Source organism: Streptomyces sp. NPDC034103 (genome assembly GCF_055575395.1).
The window spans coordinates 63,713-81,464 of the sequence record NZ_JBVISS010000013.1; the positions used below are offsets into that span (position 1 = coordinate 63,713).

The 17,752-nt window shown below is 71.9% G+C and carries 18 protein-coding genes and 1 riboswitch; of the genes, 5 read left to right on the forward strand and 13 right to left on the reverse strand.

The features are described from left to right. Positions 1–40: 40 nt before the first annotated feature. From ACZ56U_RS28295 to ACZ56U_RS28325, 7 genes are read right to left on the reverse strand one after another with little or no spacing between them, the layout of a single operon-like run. Positions 41–484 carry a PH domain-containing protein gene (locus ACZ56U_RS28295; protein ID WP_469086796.1) on the reverse strand — a complete coding sequence of 148 codons (444 nt, stop codon included), beginning with the start codon at positions 482–484 and terminating at the stop codon, positions 41–43. A 12-nt stretch (positions 485–496) separates the two neighbouring features. After that, positions 497–1,354 carry an ATP phosphoribosyltransferase gene (hisG, locus tag ACZ56U_RS28300; protein WP_469086797.1) on the reverse strand — a complete coding sequence of 286 codons (858 nt, stop codon included), beginning with the start codon at positions 1,352–1,354 and terminating at the stop codon, positions 497–499. A gap of 49 nt (positions 1,355–1,403) precedes the next feature. Further along, the gene (locus ACZ56U_RS28305; protein ID WP_171144228.1) at positions 1,404–1,676 is read right to left on the reverse strand and encodes a phosphoribosyl-ATP diphosphatase; all 273 of its coding nucleotides are present in this window, start codon (positions 1,674–1,676) and stop codon (positions 1,404–1,406) included. 34 nt (positions 1,677–1,710) lie between these two features. Then, positions 1,711–2,196: a 6,7-dimethyl-8-ribityllumazine synthase gene (gene ribH, locus ACZ56U_RS28310; protein WP_391240965.1), complete on the reverse strand. Its 486-nt coding sequence runs from the start codon at positions 2,194–2,196 to the stop codon at positions 1,711–1,713. A gap of 25 nt (positions 2,197–2,221) precedes the next feature. Then, entirely contained in the window at positions 2,222–3,511 is a 1,290-nt protein-coding gene (locus ACZ56U_RS28315; protein ID WP_469086798.1) for a bifunctional 3,4-dihydroxy-2-butanone-4-phosphate synthase/GTP cyclohydrolase II, read from the reverse strand. After that, positions 3,508–4,149, reverse strand: coding sequence for a nicotinamide mononucleotide transporter family protein (locus tag ACZ56U_RS28320; RefSeq protein WP_469086799.1), 642 nt, complete (start codon positions 4,147–4,149; stop codon positions 3,508–3,510). Before ACZ56U_RS28320 ends, ACZ56U_RS28315 begins: the two co-directional genes overlap by 4 nt. Further along, entirely contained in the window at positions 4,146–4,751 is a 606-nt protein-coding gene (locus ACZ56U_RS28325; protein WP_469086800.1) for a riboflavin synthase, read from the reverse strand. Before ACZ56U_RS28325 ends, ACZ56U_RS28320 begins: the two co-directional genes overlap by 4 nt. A 146-nt stretch (positions 4,752–4,897) precedes the next feature. Then, positions 4,898–5,028: riboswitch (FMN riboswitch) on the reverse strand. 398 nt (positions 5,029–5,426) lie between these two features. Between ACZ56U_RS28325 and ACZ56U_RS28330 the strand changes: the two genes are divergently transcribed. After that, positions 5,427–6,170, forward strand: coding sequence for an SDR family oxidoreductase (locus ACZ56U_RS28330; RefSeq protein ID WP_469086801.1), 744 nt, complete (start codon positions 5,427–5,429; stop codon positions 6,168–6,170). Between the two features lie 221 nt (positions 6,171–6,391). Here ACZ56U_RS28330 and ACZ56U_RS28335 read toward each other — a convergent pair whose 3' ends face one another. After that, positions 6,392–7,570 carry an ROK family transcriptional regulator gene (locus tag ACZ56U_RS28335; protein WP_469086802.1) on the reverse strand — a complete coding sequence of 393 codons (1,179 nt, stop codon included), beginning with the start codon at positions 7,568–7,570 and terminating at the stop codon, positions 6,392–6,394. 119 nt (positions 7,571–7,689) lie between these two features. On the opposite strand from ACZ56U_RS28335, the gene ACZ56U_RS28340 reads away from it, so the two are divergent. Then, positions 7,690–8,901 carry an MFS transporter gene (locus tag ACZ56U_RS28340; RefSeq protein WP_469086803.1) on the forward strand — a complete coding sequence of 404 codons (1,212 nt, stop codon included), beginning with the start codon at positions 7,690–7,692 and terminating at the stop codon, positions 8,899–8,901. Here ACZ56U_RS28340 and ACZ56U_RS28345 read toward each other — a convergent pair. Next, a complete protein-coding gene (locus ACZ56U_RS28345) occupies positions 8,861–9,319 on the reverse strand; it encodes an acyl-CoA thioesterase (RefSeq protein WP_469086804.1) in 459 nt (152 codons plus the stop codon). The genes ACZ56U_RS28340 and ACZ56U_RS28345 overlap by 41 nt on opposite strands. Before the next feature lie 145 nt (positions 9,320–9,464). Here ACZ56U_RS28345 and ACZ56U_RS28350 point away from each other — a divergent pair, with 145 nt between their 5' ends. Further along, positions 9,465–10,862: a uracil-xanthine permease family protein gene (locus ACZ56U_RS28350; protein WP_469086805.1), complete on the forward strand. Its 1,398-nt coding sequence runs from the start codon at positions 9,465–9,467 to the stop codon at positions 10,860–10,862. Here ACZ56U_RS28350 and ACZ56U_RS28355 read toward each other — a convergent pair. Next, positions 10,841–11,965, reverse strand: a complete 1,125-nt coding sequence (locus ACZ56U_RS28355) for a glycoside hydrolase family 6 protein (protein ID WP_469086984.1) — start codon at positions 11,963–11,965, stop codon at positions 10,841–10,843. The genes ACZ56U_RS28350 and ACZ56U_RS28355 overlap by 22 nt on opposite strands. A gap of 171 nt (positions 11,966–12,136) precedes the next feature. Between ACZ56U_RS28355 and ACZ56U_RS28360 the strand changes: the two genes are divergently transcribed. Continuing rightward, the gene (locus ACZ56U_RS28360) at positions 12,137–12,823 is read left to right on the forward strand and encodes a DUF5995 family protein (RefSeq protein WP_469086806.1); all 687 of its coding nucleotides are present in this window, start codon (positions 12,137–12,139) and stop codon (positions 12,821–12,823) included. Between the two features lie 55 nt (positions 12,824–12,878). Here the strand turns inward: ACZ56U_RS28360 and ACZ56U_RS28365 are convergent, their stop codons facing one another. Next, the gene (locus tag ACZ56U_RS28365; protein ID WP_469086807.1) at positions 12,879–13,475 is read right to left on the reverse strand and encodes a TetR/AcrR family transcriptional regulator; all 597 of its coding nucleotides are present in this window, start codon (positions 13,473–13,475) and stop codon (positions 12,879–12,881) included. A gap of 162 nt (positions 13,476–13,637) precedes the next feature. On the opposite strand from ACZ56U_RS28365, the gene ACZ56U_RS28370 reads away from it, so the two are divergent. Next, complete coding sequence (locus tag ACZ56U_RS28370; protein ID WP_469086985.1) at positions 13,638–14,564, forward strand: alpha/beta hydrolase family protein; 927 nt, start codon at positions 13,638–13,640, stop codon at positions 14,562–14,564. A 12-nt stretch (positions 14,565–14,576) separates the two neighbouring features. Here ACZ56U_RS28370 and ACZ56U_RS28375 read toward each other — a convergent pair whose 3' ends face one another. After that, a complete protein-coding gene (locus ACZ56U_RS28375) occupies positions 14,577–16,292 on the reverse strand; it encodes a flavin monoamine oxidase family protein (RefSeq protein WP_469086808.1) in 1,716 nt (571 codons plus the stop codon). Between the two features lie 38 nt (positions 16,293–16,330). Beyond that, complete coding sequence (locus ACZ56U_RS28380) at positions 16,331–17,119, reverse strand: carbon-nitrogen hydrolase family protein (protein ID WP_469086809.1); 789 nt, start codon at positions 17,117–17,119, stop codon at positions 16,331–16,333. Between the last annotated feature and the right edge of the window lie 633 nt (positions 17,120–17,752).

Below are 17,752 nucleotides of genomic sequence, written 5' to 3' on the forward strand. Positions count from 1 at the left end.
GAGAACGCCTCCGCCACCAGATTAATCAAGACAGGGCCCGCTACGGCAGATCCCCCGGGCCGTGGGCCTCGACGAGCGCCCGCAGCGCGCGGGCGTCGGCGATGGCCTGCTGCTTGGCGATACCGGGCTGGATGCCCAGGGCGGGCAGGCTGGTGCCGTCGCTGAGGTTGAGGAACACCCAGGGGTCGCCGGGGCGGAGGTTCACCTGGACGATCTCGGCCCAGGCCAGCCGCCGCCTGCCGGCGATGTTCACCACGGTGACCCCGGACTCGTCGGCGACGACCTTCACCCGGGCCAGCAGCGCCAGCACACCGGCCAGCAGAGCGGCGGTGAGGACGAAGCTGAGGCGCTCGCCGGGGCCGAGCTTCTCCAGCAGCAGCGCGATCGCCGTGATGACCACGAAGAGCGCGACGGCCGCGGTGAGCAGGACGGCCCGGGTGCGGCCCGGTCGGAAGGTGACGGGAAGGGCGGGGAGTTCGGACATGGCGTACGGCCCTCAGAGACGGCAGGCGTGGATGGCCGTCGTCAGGATGGCCCGGGCGCCGATGTCGTAGAGGTCGTCCATGATCCGCTGGGCCTCCTTGGCGGGGACCATCGCGCGGACGGCGACCCAGCCCTCGTTGTGCAGCGGGGAGACGGTGGGGGACTCCAGGCCCGGGGTGAGGGCGACGGCCTTCTCCAGCTGCTCGACGCGGCAGTCGTAGTCCATCATCACGTAGGTCCGGGCCACCAGGACGCCCTGGAGGCGGCGCAGGAACTGCTGGACCTTGGGCTCGTTCTCCGAGGTGGTGTCGGCGCCTACGCGGCGGATCACGACGGCCTCGGACTTCATGATCGGCTCGCCGAAGACCTCGAGGCCCGCGTTGCGCAGCGAGGTGCCGGTCTCCACGACGTCCGCGATGACCTCGGCGACACCGAGCTCGATGGCGGTCTCGACGGCGCCGTCGAGGTGGACGACGGAGGCGTCGACGCCGCTGTCGGCGAGGTGGCCCTCGACGATGCCCTCGTAGGAGGTGGCGACGGTCTTGCCCTTGAGGTCCTGGACGCCGCTCGCGGTGCCGGGCTTGGCGGCGAAGCGGAAGGTGGAGCGGGCGAAGCCGAGCGGGAGGATCTCCTCGGCCTTGGCGCCGGAGTCGATCAGCAGGTCGCGGCCGGTGATGCCGATGTCGAGGCGGCCGGAGGAGACGTAGATCGCGATGTCGCGGGGGCGGAGGTAGAAGAACTCGACCTCGTTCTCCGGGTCGACGATCCGCAGCTCCTTGGACTCCCGGCGCTGCTGGTAGCCGGCCTCATGCAGCATCTCCGCCGCAGGGCCTGACAGGGAACCCTTGTTGGGGACGGCGATGCGCAGCATGAGGTCGGCTTCCTTCGCGTGAAATGGGGTGAACTGTCTCGAAAAGGTTTTACAGATGGGCGTAGACGTCGTCCAGCGAGATTCCGCGGGCGACCATCATCACCTGGACGTGGTACAGCAGCTGCGAGATCTCCTCGGCGGCCGCTTCCTTGCCCTCGTACTCGGCGGCCATCCACACCTCGGCGGCCTCTTCGACGACCTTCTTGCCGATGGCATGGACGCCCTTGCCGACCAGCTCTGCGGTGCGGGAAGTGGCGGGGTCGCCGGTGGCGGCCTTCTGCTGGAGCTCGGCGAAGAGCTCCTCGAACGTCTTATTGGACATGGTGCTGCCCACCCTAGCCGCTGTGCCGGCCGGCCTAATGCCACGGTTCAGATACTGAGCGGAGGGTGGCCGCCGTCGCCACCGCCGCCGTCACCGCCTCGTGCCCCTTGTCCTCGTTGGAGCCCTCGATCCCCGCCCGGTCCAGGGCCTGCTCCTCGGTGTCGCAGGTCAGCACGCCGAAGCCGATCGGGACGCCGGTGTCGACGGAGACCTGGGTGAGGCCCTGGGTGACGCCCTGGCACACGTACTCGAAGTGGGGGGTGCCGCCGCGGATCACGACGCCGAGCGCGACGATCGCGTCGTAGCCCCGGCCCGCGAGGACCTTGGCGACGACCGGGAGTTCCCAGCTGCCGGGGACCCTCAGCAGGGTCGGCTCGTCGATGCCCAGATCGTGCAGGGCGCGCAGAGCGCCGTCCACCAGACCGTCCATCACCTTCTCGTGCCACTGCGCCGCGATGACGGCGACCCGGAGGTCACCCACATTGCGTACGGACAGTTCGGGTGCGCCCTTGCCGCTCACGTTCTCTCGTCTCCTAGAGGTGCGATTACTGGTTCTTGCAGGTGGACACCGGTGCGGTGTCCAGCCAGGGCAGGTCGTGGCCCATCCGGTCCCGCTTGGTGCGCAGGTAGTGGAGGTTGTGCTCGCCCGCCTGTACCGGCATCGGCTCCCGGCCGGTGACCTTGAGCCCGTGCCGCAGCAGGGCCTCGGACTTGTCCGGGTTGTTGGTCATCAGGCGCACGCTGCGCACGCCGAGGTTCTCGAGGATCTGGGCGCCGGCGCCGTAGTCCCGGGCGTCGGCGGGCAGGCCGAGTTCCAGGTTGGCGTCGAGGGTGTCGCGGCCGCGCTCCTGGAGCTCGTAGGCGCGCAGCTTGGAGACCAGTCCGATGCCGCGCCCCTCGTGGCCGCGCAGATAGACCACCACTCCCCTGCCCGCGGCCTGGATGCGCTCCAGGGAGGCTTCCAGCTGGGGTCCGCAGTCGCAGCGGGCGGAGCCGAAGATGTCGCCGGTCAGGCACTCGGAGTGGACGCGCACCAGGACGTCCTCGCCGTCGCCGATCTCGCCGTGCACCAGGGCGACGTGCTCGACGCCGTCGACGGTGGAGCGATAGCCGTACGCCATGAACTCGCCGTGGGAGGTGGGCAGGTGGACCTCGGCCTCGCGGCGGACGGTGGGCTCGGCGTTGCGGCGGTAGGCGATCAGGTCCTCGATGGAGATGATCGTCAGGCCGTGCTTGCGGGCGAACGGGATCAGCTCGGGCAGCCGCAGCATCCGGCCGTCCTCACCGGCGATCTCGACGATCGCGCCGGCCGGGCGCAGGCCCGCGAGGCGGGCGAGGTCGACGGCGGCCTCGGTGTGACCGTTGCGGGTCAGGACGCCGCCGGGCTTTGCGCGCAGCGGGAAGACGTGGCCGGGGCGGACGAAGTCGGTGGGCTCGGCGTCGCCGCCCGCCAGCAGCCGGAGCGTGGTGGCGCGGTCGGCGGCGGAGATGCCGGTGCTGACGCCGTGGGCGGCGGAGGCGTCCACGGAGACCGTGAACGCGGTCTTCATCGACTCGGTGTTGTCCTCGACCATCTGCGGCAGTTCGAGGCGCTCCAGCTCCTCGCCCTCCATGGGCGCGCAGATCAGACCACGGCACTCGCTCATCATGAAGGCGACGATCTCGGGGGTCGCCTTCTCGGCGGCGATGACGAGGTCGCCCTCGTTCTCCCGGTCCTCGTCGTCGACCACGACGATCGGACGGCCGGCGGCGATGTCGGCGATGGCCTGCTCGATCGGGTCGAGCGAGAGGTCTTCCAGGCCGTCGGTGCTGTACAGGATCGGTGCCGTACTCATGCCGGCGCTCCTTCCAGAGCGGGCCGCGTGCCCTGGCGGGAGCGCAGCCACCAGTCGCGCATGCCCCACAGGACGAGCGCGCCGTAGATGACGTAGACGAAGCCGGAGAAGGCGTAGCCGTTGGCGAAGTTCAGGGGGACGCCCACCAGGTCGACGAGGAGCCAGGCGAACCAGAACTCGACCATGCCGCGCGCCTGGGCGTACATGGCGACGACGGTGCCGACGAATATGTAGGCGTCCGGCCAAGGGTCCCAGGACAGGCTCGGGTACGCCTTGAACAGCAGCGCCACCGCGACGGTGCCGGCGGCGGCCGCGCCGACCATGGCCGCGCGCTCGGTCCAGGTGGCGAACCGCGGGGCGATGTGGCCGTCGCCGGTCTCGCCCTTCTTGCGGTTCCACTGCCACCAGCCGTACAGCGCGACGACCATGACGATGGCCTGCTTGCCCGCGCTGCCGGTCAGGTGGCCGTAGAAGGCGCCGAAGAGGATGAGGCCGGCCAGGAACTGCACGGGCCAGCTCCAGATGGAGCGCCGCCAGCCGAGGGCCAGGGCGACCAGGCCGGTGATGTTGCCGATCATGTCGGACCAGAGGATGTGCTGGTCGAAGGCGGTGAACGCCTCGGTGTTCAGCCAGTTCACTGTGCCGCCCCCTGAGCGCTCGCGAGCAGCCGCTCCACGTACTTGGCGACGACGTCGACCTCGAGGTTGACCGGGTCGCCGGGCTGCTTGTGGCCGAGCGTGGTCAGGTCGAGGGTGGTGGGGATGAGGCTGACGGTGAAGTAGTCGGGGCCGGCGTCGACGACGGTGAGGCTGATGCCGTCGACGGTGATGGAGCCCTTCTCCACGACGTAGCGCGAGAGGTCCGCGGGGAGGGAGATCTTGACGATCTCCCAGTGCTCGGAGGGCTTGCGCTCCAGGACCCGGCCGGTGCCGTCGACATGGCCCTGCACGATGTGGCCGCCGAGACGGGCGCCGACGGCGGTGGGGCGTTCGAGGTTGACGCGCGAGCCGACGGCGAGGTCGCCCAGGCTGGAGCGGTTGAGGGTCTCGGCCATGACGTCGGCGGTGAACTCGTCGCCCTCGTGCTCGACGACGGTGAGGCAGACGCCGTTGACGGCGATGGAGTCACCGTGTTTCGCGCCCTCGGTGACCACGGGGCCGCGCAGACGGAAGCGACACGCATCGCCGAGGTTCTCGACGGCGGTGACCTCGCCCAGCTCTTCGACGATTCCGGTGAACACGTCCCGGGTCCTCCTGCCACATCGGGGCACGGACTCCGGGGCTGTCGATGACGACAGAGTTCACGAGCAGGAGCACTGGGGGCGACGCCGGACGGCCCCGTCCGCAAGGACGGGTGAATACGGCGACGCGCACGAATGCTCGCCCGCCGCGCACTGCCTCCCATCCGGACTTTAACCGTCGGTCCAGGAATTTCACCTGGTCAACCGGCCGCTGGAAGCGGTCGGGTCGCGGACTGTAACCGCCGGTTCGGACTTTCACCGACCCCGGAGTGCGCTGCTGCTGATACAGAGCCAGTGTGCCACGCCCGATCGACGTCCATACGGGTGAGTGATGTGGGGTGGCTCACAGGTGTCGTCGCCGGGCTTCTCAACCCGCCCGACCTCATGGAGTCTTTGGTCTAGTCCTTTTTGGATCTCCCCAGACCGGCCCGGCGGCGGTGACGACGGCCCTTGCCCGCCGCCGGGCCTCTCCACCGCACGGTCATGGCGGCGGGGCGCGTCCGACACGTGCGAGCGGCGACGTGCGGGCGGCACCGAACCCGGACAGACTGGGGTCCGTGCGCGGCCGGCTCGGCTCCCTCCGGGGGACTGTCACATTTCGTGAGGGCTGTTCCGTCTCACCTGGAGAAGGACGCTCCACCGGGGAGTGTCCGGAGTCCGAAGGAGCTGAACAGCATGGCCACGATCCTGGTGACCGGCGGTACCGGAACACTCGGCCGGCTCGTCGCCGAGCGGCTGCGGGCGGACGGGCACGAGGTGCGGGTGCTCAGCCGGCACGCCCAGCCGTACGCCGTCGACCTGCGCGAGGGCGGTGCCGCGCTGGACGCGGCCGTCGAGGGCGTGGACACGGTCGTGCACTGCGCTTCCAGCCAGACCGGCGGGGACGAGAAGGCGGCCGCGCACCTGATCGCGGCGGCGCGGCGGGCCGGGGTGGGACATCTGGTCTACATCTCGATCGTCGGCGTCGACCGGGTGCCGTTCCCCTATTACCGCGCCAAGCTCGCCGTGGAGAAGCAGATCGAGGCGTCCGGGCTGGGGTGGACCGTGCTGCGGGCGACCCAGTTCCACGACCTGCTCGTCATGATGCTCCAGGGGCTGGCCAAGTCGCCGGTGGTGCCGCTGCCCGCCGGGGTCTCCGACCAGCCCATCGAGGTGGCCGAAGTCGCGGACCGGCTGGCCGAGTTGGCGGCCTCGGCGCCCGCGGGGCGCGTGGCGGACCTGGGCGGCCCCGAGGTACGCACCTTCGACTCGCTCGCCCGCGCATACCTCAAGGCCACGGGCCGCCGACGTGGCGTGGTGAACCTGCCGCTGTGGGGCAAGGCGTACCGCGCCTTCCGCGAGGGCGGCCACCTGACCCCGCAACGGGCCGTGGGCAAGGGGACGTTCGAGGAGTATCTGGCCCGCCGGTTCGAGGGGTGAGAGGAGCGGGGGCGGTGGCCGTGGACGCGGGGCGGTGGCCGGGACCCCGGCGGGAGCCGGTTGCGCGGGAAGGGCCGGTAACCGCGGCGGGAGCTGGGCATCGGGGTGACCGCGACGACGCCCGCGCCCGCAACGGCACCCGATAGCCCCGGTAGCCGCAGCGGGCCCCGGAGGCCCGGGGGCCCCCGCCGGGGCCCGTGCCCCCCGAACCGCCTCCGCGATCAGCGCTCGCCCGGCGTGAAGAGTTCGTCCTGGGCGTGGTCGCGGGCCGTCAGGAGGGCGCCGCGGAGGACCGCGTCGCCGCCGAGGGCGCTCGGGCGTACCTCGGTCGGGAGGGGGGACATCCGGCGGACCCGGAGCGCCACCCGGTCGGCGAGGTCCGCGCCGCCCGCCCGGCCGATCTCGCCGCCGAGGACCACGCAGCCGGGGTCCAGGACGGCCACGACGGAGGAGACGCCCACGGCGAGCCGGTCGGCGAGGGCGTCCAGGAAGCCGTAGGCCCCTTCGGCCACCGCGTTCCCCACCAGCGCCGCGGCCACCGGCTCGGCCCCGGACGCGGCGCCCCGCACCCCGTGCTGCCGGGCCAGTTCCGCGATCGCCGCCGAGCCGGCCAGCGAGTGGAAGCCGCCGTCGCAGCCGGTCGCCGAGGGCAGTCCCGAGGTGCCGGGCACCGGCAGGAAGCCGATCTCCCCGGTCCCCCCGGAAGCGCCTCGCCGCAGCACGCCGTCCAGGACGACCGCCGCCCCGGTCCCGTGTCCGAGCCACAACAGCACGAAGGTGTCCCGGTCCCCCGCCGCGCCGTCACGCTGCTCCGCCAGTGCCGCGAGGTTGGTCTCGTTCTCGACGTGGACGCGGGCCTTCGGGAGGCGTTCCTGGAGGGCGGCGACCAGGCGGCGGTGCCAGGCGGGCAGGCCGGTCGAGTCGCGGAGTTCACCGGTGGCCGGGTCGATCAGGCCGGGGGCTCCGATGCCGACCGTGTGGAGGCGGTCCACGCCGGCCTCCTTCGCGGTCCGCTCGACCAGCGCCACGGCCTGCTCCACGGCCGGTCCGGTCCCCGTGTCGTCGCCGATCGGCACGGACGCCTCGGCCAGGGGGCGCCCCAGCAGGTCGGAGACGACGACCCGGACACCCTCGGTGCGGACGTCGAGCGCGGCCAGGTGCGCGAGGTCCGCGACGATGCCGTACAGCTTCGCGTTCGGTCCGCGGCGCTGCTCGCCGGACTCCCCGACCACCTCGATCAGGTCGGCGGCGATGAGGCGTTCGACCAGGTCGGCGACGGTGGGCCGGGACAGTCCGGTCAGCTGCTTCAGTTGTCCCGCCGTCAACGGGCCCTCCTGCTGGAGCAGGCGCAGGGCGAGCCGGTCATTGATGACCCGGGCGGTGCTGGGGGATGCGGGCATGCCGGGATCCTTCCAGATCGGCCGGGCCCGAGGGCGGCCTCGTATCGACTATCTATCAGGCAGGGACCCTGATAGTTTACGTCGCCGATGGGGCCCGGAGACCGCGAAGGGGCGGGAGCATGAGTGCAGTGCAGTACGACCAGGGGCAGGTGAGGCGCGCCCGGTACGCCGTCGCGGCCGTCTTCGCCGTGCACGGCGCCGTCACCGGATCGTTCGCGACCCGCGTCCCGTGGATCCAGGACCATGCCTCGGTCAGCGCGGGACAGCTGGGCCTCGCCCTCGCCTTCCCCGCCCTCGGCGCCTCCGTGGCGATGCCGCTGGCCGGCAGTGTCAGCCACCGCTTCGGCGCACGGAACGCGCTGCGCGGGCTGATCGCCCTGTGGACGCTCTCCCTGGTCCTGCCGGCCCTCGCCCCGAACCTGGCGACCCTGTGCCTGGCCCTGTTCGTCTACGGCGCGACGGCCGGCATGGCCGACGTGGCGATGAACGCGCTCGGCGTCGAGATCGAGAACCGGCTCGGCCGGTCGATCATGTCCGGCCTGCACGGCATGTGGAGCGCGGGCGCCCTGGTCGGCTCGGCGGCCGGCACGCTCGCCGCGCACCTGGGCTCGGACGCCCGGGTGCACCACGCGCTGGCGGCCGGCGTACTGACCCTGCTCGGTCTGCTGGCCTGTCGTTGGGTGCTGGACCTCCAGCCCACCGAGGACGAGGAGCCCCCGCCGCGGTTCGCGCTGCCGCCGAGGTCCGCGCTGCTCATCGGTGCCGTCGGGTTCTGCGCGGTCTTCGCGGAGGGCGCGAGCCTGGACTGGTCGGCGGTGTATCTGCGGGACCAGCTGGAGGCCTCGGCGGGACTCGCGGCGGCGTGCACGACCGGCTTCACCCTCACCATGGCGGTCGCGCGGATCGCCGGCGACCGGATCGTGGACCGCTTCGGCTCGGTGCGCACGGTGCGGGCCGGTGGGGTCCTTGCGGTGCTCGGCGGTGTGCTCATCGTCGTGGCGAAGAACCCGGCGATGGCGATGTCCGGATTCGCGCTCATGGGTCTCGGCATCGCCGTGGTGGTCCCGCTGTGCTTCGCCGCCGCGGGCCGCAGCGGCGCCAATCCCAGCCTGGCCATCGCGGGCGTCGCGACGATCACGTACACCTCGGGGCTCGTCGCCCCGAGCGCGATCGGCACCATCGCCCAGGCGACCAGCCTGCTGGTGTCGTTCGCCCTGGTGACCGTGCTGGCGAGCGGGCTGGTGGCCTTCGCGGGTGTGCTGCGCGCCGGCGACCGCGACCGCCCGAAGGTCAGCCGCCCGGCCGCAGCAGTGCCCGACCGGCGGCCCTGAACCGTTCGCTCCACGGCGTCGGGCGCATCGTCTCGGGGTCCAGCCGGACCAGGACACGGGCGCCCCGCGCGTAGGTCACCGAGCCGTCCCGCGAGCAGAACCGGAAGCCGTACGTCAGGCCGGTGGTGCCGAGCCGCTCCAGCCAGAGGTGGACGGCGTAGGCGCCGGCCCTGGTGACCGGGGCCTCGTAGCTGATCCGGAGTTCCTTGACCGCGTTGCAGGCGTCACCGGCAGCGACCCAGTCGCCGTCGAAGTGGATGCCGTGCTCCTGCCACAGCTCGGTCCAGGCCTGCTCGACCTTGAGCGGGTAGCGAGCGTTGTGCAGCAGTCCGAGGGCGTCCAGGTCGTCGAAGTGGACGGTGACGGGGATCAGCCGGCCGTGGTGCAGGGCGGTGGACGGGGGCGCTTCGACGGTCACGGGTGGTGCTCCAGGGGCGTACGGCAGAGACACCCCCACCTTAGGCGGGCGCTCGGACGGATACCCGACCCGGGGCGGTGACCTGCGCGGATCTCCCTGACAATGGTCCGGACATCCGCACGTACGACGAAAGCGAAACCGCACCATGGATCTTGGCGTCGGCTGGAAACTGCACGGCGACGGACGCGTCCCGGCGCCCGGAGCGGTGGTCCGCCCCGACGAGCGGCTGTCCTGGCCGCGCACGGTCGGCCTCGGCGCGCAGCATGTGGTGGCGATGTTCGGGGCGTCGTTCGTGGCGCCGGTCCTGATGGGCCTGGACCCCAACCTCGCGATCATGATGTCGGGCGTCGCGACCGTGATCTTCCTGCTCGCCACCCGCGGCCGGGTGCCGAGCTACCTCGGCTGCTCGCTGTCGTTCGTGGGCGTGGCCGCCGTCATCCGGGCGCAGGGCGGTACGAGCGCCACGGTGACCGGCGCGGTCTTCGTCGTCGGCGTCGCGCTGTTCCTGGTCGGTGTCGCCGTGCAGAGGTTCGGGGCGCGGATCATCCACGCGGCGATGCCGCCGATCGTCACCGGCGCGGTGGTCATGCTGATCGGCTTCAACCTGGCGCCGGTGACCGCCTCCACGTACTGGCCGCAGGACCAGTGGACGGCCCTGCTGGTGATGGTGTTCACCGGTCTGGCGGTCGTCTGTCTGCGTGGCTTCTGGTCCCGGATCGCGATCTTCCTCGGGCTGGTCCTCGGCTACGGCGTCTCCTGGGCCTTCGACCGGATCTTCGGCCGCATCCACTCCGTCGACGCGAGCGGCAAGGTCACCGACCACTGGCGCCTGGACCTCTCCGCCGTCGGCCGGGCCGACTGGATCGGACTGCCGAGCTTCCACGGCCCGTCCTTCGAGTGGTCGGCGATCCTGGTCGCGCTGCCTGTCGTCATCGCCCTGGTCGCCGAGAACGCCGGGCATGTGAAGGCGGTCGGCGAGATGACCGGCGACTCGCTGGACGACCGGCTCGGCACCGCGATCTCGGCCGACGGCGTCGGCTCGATGCTGTCCACCGCGCTCGGCGGGCCGCCGAACACCACGTACTCCGAGAACATCGGCGTGATGGCCGCGACCCGCGTCTACTCGACGGCCGCCTACTGGGCCGCCGCCGGTTTCGCGCTGCTGTTCGGCCTGTGCCCCAAGTTCGGCGCGGTCGTCGCCGCGATCCCCGGCGGTGTCCTCGGCGGCATCACCGTCATCCTCTACGGCATGATCGGCCTGCTCGGCGCGCAGATCTGGATCAACGCCAAGGTGGACCTGCGCAATCCGCTCAACCTGGTGCCGGCCGCGGCGGGCATCATCATCGGTGTCGGCGACGTGACGATGAAGTTCACCGACACCTTCTCGCTGAGCGGCATCGCGCTGGGCACGCTGGTCGTCATCACCGGCTACCACGCGCTGCGGGCCTTCGCCCCGGCCCACCTCAAGACGCAGCAGCCGCTGCTGGACGAGGGCACCTCGGCCTACGAGGACTACGACGATTACGACGAGGCCAAGTCGTAGGCGTAGGACGGGGTGAACGTGCCCGGCGCGCCCTTGCAGCCGTCCGACTCCCCCGGCAGCTTCACCCACAGGTAGCCGTCGATGCGTGGCTCGCCGGTGTTCAGGGTCGGGGCCCGGCCGAGCTTGCGGCCGGCCGGGTCGCACCACTCGCCGTCGGCGGGGGCGCCGGCGCCGTTGCGGCTGGTGTCGATGACCGCGCCGAGGCCCGCCGGGGCCCGGAGGGCGGCGAGGACCTGTCGGTCGTAGGCGATCTCGTCGGCGGTGCGGTGGAAGTTGGAGACGTTGCTGAAGACGCCGTCGGAGGAGGCCGCGGAGGCGGCGCCCGCCTGTCGTAGCAGTTCCGCCTGTCTGGCCGCGGGGTGCCAGCCGGAGTGGCCGGCGTCGAAGTAGACCCGGGCCCTGGGGTCGGCCTCCTTCAGGACACGCCCCGCACGGGCCAACGAGGCGAAGCGGTCGGCGCGTTGGGCCGGGGAGAGACACTCGGACTGGGCGATCGAGTCGGGTTCCAGGATCACCACGACCTCGCCGGAGCCGAGCCCCGCGGCGAACCGGTCGATCCAGGCGTCGTAGGCGTCGAGGTCCGGCGCCCCGCCCTGGGAGGCCCCGCCGCAGTCGCGGTCCGGGATCGCGTACGCCACGACCACCGGCACCCGGCCCTGCGCCGCGCCCCCGGAGGTGACCGCGCGCACGCGTGCCAGGATGGTCGACGGGGTGTAGTCGGCGAACCAGACGGCCGCCGGCCGGTCGGCGATGCGGGACGCTATGACGTCCTCGCGCGGGTCGCCGGGGTGGGCGCGGACCCAGTCGAGGACCTGGGAGGCGGGGTGGCGGTAGAGCCGGGTGGGGACGGCGGCGGCCTGCTGCTTCTTCTCGGTCCTCGTCGGTGAGGGCGAGGGGCTCGCGGTCCTCTTCTTCGGCGAGGCGGACGCGGAGGCCGACCTGGTGGCCGAGGGGGACGGCGTCGGCGTGGGCGGCTGGAGCTTCAGGGTCGGGGACGCCGTCACCTCCGGGCGTGCCTCGTCGGAGCCTCGCCGGTCGTCGAGCGCCGAGATCATCCCGGTCGCGGTGCCCAGGGCGACCACGACGGAGGCCGCCGCGACCATGCCGTTGCGCCGTGCGGCACGCCTGCGCTCGGCCTTGCGTTCGGCCAGGCGGTGCGCACGTGAGCCCGCCACCAGTGAACCCCTCCCCCTTCAGCGGGCGCGTTCCCCCGTTCTGGGGAAGCGTCGGTCCCGCCGGTGCTCCGGCCACCCTAGGCCTGGGACCCTGCCTGCATGTCGCAGTTGGAACAGTTCGTCACTCCGGTCGACACCGTCGTCTCCCGGATGCGCGCCCTGGACGAGGCGCTTCCGCAACGGGACGGGATCGCGGTGTTCAACCGCGTCTACCTCGCCGTCACCGAGGCGGTCGACCGGGGCATCGACGCCGGCCGGTTCACGGACGCGCGGGCGGCGATCACGCTGGACGTACGGTTCGCCGAGCGGTATCTGCGGGCCGTCGAGGTGGCGGCGGTCGAGCGCCGCCCGCCCGCGTGCTGGCGGCCCCTGTTCCAGTACCGCCGCCATCCCGGCGTACGCCCGCTGCAGTTCGCGCTCGCGGGCATCAACGCGCACATCGGGCACGATCTCGCGCTGGCGGTGGTGGACACCTGCCGTACGCTCGGCTGCGAACCCGTGGACGTGGAGGACGAGTTCGACCGCGTGGGCGATCTCCTCGTGTCGCTGGAGGAGCGCATCCGCGAAGAACTGATGCCGGGCCCCGACCTCCTCCAGATCGCCGACCCGCTCACCCATCTGCTCGGCGCGTGGAGCCTGGAGCGCGCCCGGGAGGCCACCTGGACGGCCGCCCGGGCCCTGTGGGCGCTGCGCGGACTGCCCGACGTGGCCGAGGAGTTCACGCAGCGGCTGGACACCGCGGTCGGCTTCGCGGGACGGATGCTGCTGACACCGCTGCCGGACTGAGCCGGCTCCGTCGCGGAACCGGACCCGGTCGGCGTGGCGCCCGGACCCCCGCGGTTCAGGGCGCCGGCGGGACCCGCAGGCCGCGCAGGAGCAGGGCGACCAGGCGGCGCGGGTCGTAGGGGCGGTCGCCGCCGCGTCCGATGCAGAGGTTGCCGATGCCGCGCATCAGTTCGTAGGCCTCGATGTCGGAGTCGATCTCGCCGGCCTCCGCGGCCGCGTCCAGCAGTTGGGTGCAGACGGGCACCAGGCGGTCCAGGAAGTAGGCGTGCAGGGCGTCGAAGCCGCTGCTGTCCGACTGCAGGGCGTTGGCGAGGCCGTGCTTGGTGACCAGGAAGTCGACGAACAGGTCGGCCCATCGGCCGAGCGCCTCCCAGGGCGAGTCGGACTCGGCGAGCAGCCGCGGCCCGGCCTCGGCGCAGGCCTCGACCTGGTGGCGGTAGACGGCGACGACGAGATCGGCCCGGGTCGGGAAGTGCCGGTAGATCGTCCCGAGCCCGACCCCCGCCCTGGCCGCGATCTCCCGGATCGGCGCGTCGACGCCGGAGGTGACGAAGACGTCGGCCGCGGCGGCGAGCAGCGTCTGCTGGTTGCGCTGCGCGTCGGCCCGCTTGCTCCGGGGCGACACCGCCCCGGGCTGGTCTCCAGTGGGCACCGTGCTGTCCTTCCGACGGCGTTGACGTCCGGCGTGGCCTCGGCCGGGCATGGCCTTCAGCCAGGGACGACCTTAGCCGTTGACCAAACGGAACACTGTTCCGTATATTAAACGGAACAGTGTTCCGCTTTCAGCTCCGGCTGAAGCCGAAGGAGACCAGTCATCGTGAACGCACCCGTCCTCTCCGTCAGCCCGATCGTGCTGCCCGCCCCGGGCCGCGCCGTGGACCTCCAGATACGGGTCTCCGCGCCCGTCACCGGAAGCGACCTGCCCCTCCTCCTCCTGTCGCACGGCCAGGGCCACTCGAACCACCTCTCCTCCCTGAACGGCTACGCGCCCCTCGCCCACCACTGGGCGGCACAGGGTTTCGTGGTGATCCAGCCGACCCACCTGAGCTCGCGGTCGCTGCGCCTGGACCCCGACACCCCGGGGGCGCCCCTGTTCTGGCGGTCCCGCGCCGAGGACATGTCCCGCGTCCTCGACGGACTCGACCTCGTCGAGGAGGCCGTGCCCCAGCTGCGCGGGCGTCTGGACCGCGAGAAGGTCGCGGTGGCCGGGCACTCCATGGGCGGGCACACCGCGAGCATGCTGCTGGGCACCCGGGTCACCGACCCGCTCGACGGCACGGTGGTGGATCTGACCGAGCCCCGGATCACGGCGGGTGTGCTGCTCGCGGCGCCGGGCGGGGGCGGTGACTCCGTCACCGACTTCGTGGCCGAGAACTATGCGTTCATGGCCGGTCCGGACTTCTCCGGCATGCGCACACCGGCCCTCGTGGTCGTCGGCGCCAAGGACGCCGCCACACATCTGACCGTCCGGGGCCCGGAGTGGTTCCGGGACCCCTACGACCTCTCCCCCGGCCCCAAGTCGCTGCTCACCCTCTTCGACGCGGAGCACGGACTGGGCGGGGTCTCCGGGTACGACGTCGCCGAGACCACCGACGAGAGCCCCGACCGGGTCGCCCTGGTCCAGCGGCTCACCACCGCCTACCTCCGCAGCGCGCTCCACACCGGGGACCCCGCGTGGCGGACGGCGTGCGACGCGCTGGCGGCCGCTCCCGACCCGCTCGGCAGGGTCGAGAGCAAGTAGGCCGAACCGAGGCTAGTCCTCCGGGAGTTCGACCGGCGCGATCTCGTCGTAGACGTCACCCGGACCCGGGTTCGTCGCGTCCGTCGCCCCACCGAAGTGGTGCATGACGCCCCACACCGCGTTGAGGGCGGTCTGGATCGCCCCCTCGGCCCAGCCGGCCGTCCAGGAGATGTCGTCGCCGGCGAGGAAGATGCCCCGCTTGTCCTCGGGCAGCCGGTCCTGCATGAAGTGGGTGAACAGCCGCCGCTGGTAGCGGTAGTGGCCCGGCAGGTTGGCCTTGAACGCGCCCATGAAGTAGGGCTCGTTCTCCCAGGAGACGGTGATCGGGTTGCCGATGATGTGGCTGCGGATGTCGACCTTCGGGTAGATCTCCCCCAGCGACTTCAGCATGACCTCCATCCGCTCGTTCGCGGACAGCGGCAGCCACTTCAGGCTGTCGTCGCACCAGGTGTACGACAGGCAGATGACGGCCGGCTTGTCGGGGCCGTCGTCCAGGAGGTAAGTCCCGCGCGTCATACGGTCGGTGAGGGTCATCGACATGACGTCCCGCCCGGTCGGGTTTCCCCTGTCGTCGACGGCCTTGTCCAGCCAGAACGGCCGGTCCACGGGCACGAAGAGCTTGCTGGACTCCATGTAGTGGGTGCGCTCGATCGCCGTCCAGTGGTCGATCGGGAAGAGCGAGTCGTCGCAGGCGATCTTCGACAGCAGCATCCAGGACTGGGCGGTGAAGATCGCCGCCCGGTAGGTGCGGATGTCGCCGTTCGCGTCGGTGACCGTGATCCGGTTGCCGGCCGTGCGGTGCAGCCGGGTCACCGCGGGACGAGGCTCGCGGCCCGCGTGCAGCTCGGCCAGCGAGGTGCCGTAGGGCCAGTGGACGATCTTCTCCGGCGCGCGCTCCCACAGCCGGAGCGGCAGCTGCTGGGAGCCGCCGACGATGCCGCGGTGGTGGTCGTCGGCCTCGGTGTAGACGACCCGCAGGATCTCCAGGATGGAGTTGGGGAAGTCGGTGTCCCAGCCGCCGGTGCCGAAGCCGACCTGGCCGAAGATCTCGCGGTGCCGGAAGGACCGGAAGGCCTCGGAGTCGCAGAGGAAGCCGTAGAAGGTCTGGTTGTCGAGCTTCTCGACGAGCTGTGCCCAGATCTCGCGGATGCGCGGCACGTCCCGCTCGCGCATGGCCTGGTTCATGTCGGAGAAGTCGGCGCCGTCTTCGAGGCACTTGTTCCAGGCGGCGGCGACGTCACGGTAGACCTGCGGCAGGTCCTCGATCGTCTCGGCGTAGTGCGACTCACCCTTGAGGTCGACGACCGTCGAAGGGGTCGCCTCCGCAAGGGGGTTGGGGAAGGGGCGGGTCTCGAGTCCGACCAGGTCGATGTAGTGCTGGAGGGCGGTGGAGGAGGGCGGGAAGCGCATCGCGCCCATCTCGGCGCTCAGGCCGTCGGTGCCCGGTCCGTCGAAGTCCACGGTCCGCAGCCGGCCGCCGATCTGGTCGGCCTCGTAGACGACCGGCCTGAGGCCCATCTTCATCAGCTCGTAGGCGGCCACGATGCCGGACAGCCCGCCGCCGATCACCGCGACCTCGCTGCCGTGCTCGGTCGCCGGTATCTGGCCGAGGCCCGCGGGGTGGGCGAGGAAGTCGTCGTACGCGTACGGGAAGTCCGGGCCGAACATGGTGATCGGCGGCTGCTGCTCGTCGGCGTGCTGGACGGCGTTGGGCACCGTGGACGTCATGGGGTACGGACTCCTTGCGACAACAGGGAAAGGGGGCTTCAGACCAGGGACCCGTAGAGACCGGGGCGGCGGTCCGTCAGATACGGGTTCGCCTCGCGGGAGGCGGCGACGAAGGCGGGGTCGGCGTCGGCGAACACCAGCTCCTCACCGCGTCCGGCGCGGGTGCGGGCCACCCCGTCGGGGCCGGCGAGGGTGGAGAGGCCGACGAACTCGAACTCCCCTTCCGTGCCGACCCGGTTGACGTACGCCACGTACATCTGGTTCTCGAAGGCGCGCACCGGGATCATCGACTCGGCGACGAACTGGAAGGGGTGCATCTGCGCGGTCGGGACGACCAGCAGGTCGGTGCCCGCGAGGGCGTGGGCGCGGACGTTCTCCGGGAACTCGACGTCGTAGCAGATCATGAGGCCGACGCGGACGCCGTCGAGCTCCGTCTGCACGACCGGCTGCTCGCCCGGCGTGAAATGGTCGCGCTCGAAGCAGCCGAAGAGGTGCGTCTTGCGGTAGTTGGCGAGGCGGTCGCCCGTGGCCGAGATCAGCTGGGCGGAGTTGAAGACCGCGTCGCCGGAGCGCTCCGGGTAGCCGTACGCGAGGGCGATGCCGTGCCGCGCGGCGATCTCCGCGACCGCGTCCGCGCTGTCGCCGTCGGCGGGCTCGGCGAGGCGGGCGATGTCGTCGCCGATCGCGTACCCCGTCAGGAACATCTCCGGCGCGGCCAGCAGCCCGGCACCCGCGGCGGCGGCCCGGCCCGCGGCCTCGTCGAGGACCTTGAGGTTCCCGTCGACCGAGCCGGGGCGGCCGGAGCTCTGGAGCAGGGCGGTACGCATGCGTGTCCTCACCGGGGCGAAAGGGTGGATGTGGGGGCCATGTAGACGGTACGGGCGGCTGACCAGGGCGGACAAGAAGGAGCCGTTGCGCGCTGGTGAGCGGTTTGTTGCGTCGCTCGCGGGCCCGGCGGCGATTCGTTGCGCAGCCGGGCGTCCCCCTGCGGGCGTACGCGGCGGGAGCGGGCGCGACCCGGGGCGTAGCCGGAGTGCCGACCGTGGCGCGATGCCCGGGGGACGCGGCCCCAGGACAGTGGCGAGCGCCCCGCGTCCCCACGGAAAGGACGGTCATGGACCGTCGTACGAAGATCACTGCGCTCGGCGCCGCACTGCTCCTCTCCACGGCGGCCGCCGCCTCCGCGACCGCCTCGGGCGGGCGGGCGGAGCGGACCGCCCCGCGCGCCGCGTCCAGACGAAACCCCGGGAGGCCGCCGCCCTCACCGGCACCGCCAAGCCACTACGTCGACGGCCGCGGCGCCTGGGCGAAGTCTGCTCACCGGCGGCAAGGTGGCCGTGGTGTCCGGCGTCGTCACCGACTCCGACCTGCCGGGCGCCAAGGGCACCCGGGTCGGCGTCACGGTGCACGACGCCGGCCACCGCGACCGGCTCGGCCACAGCTGGGCGGCGACCGAAAAC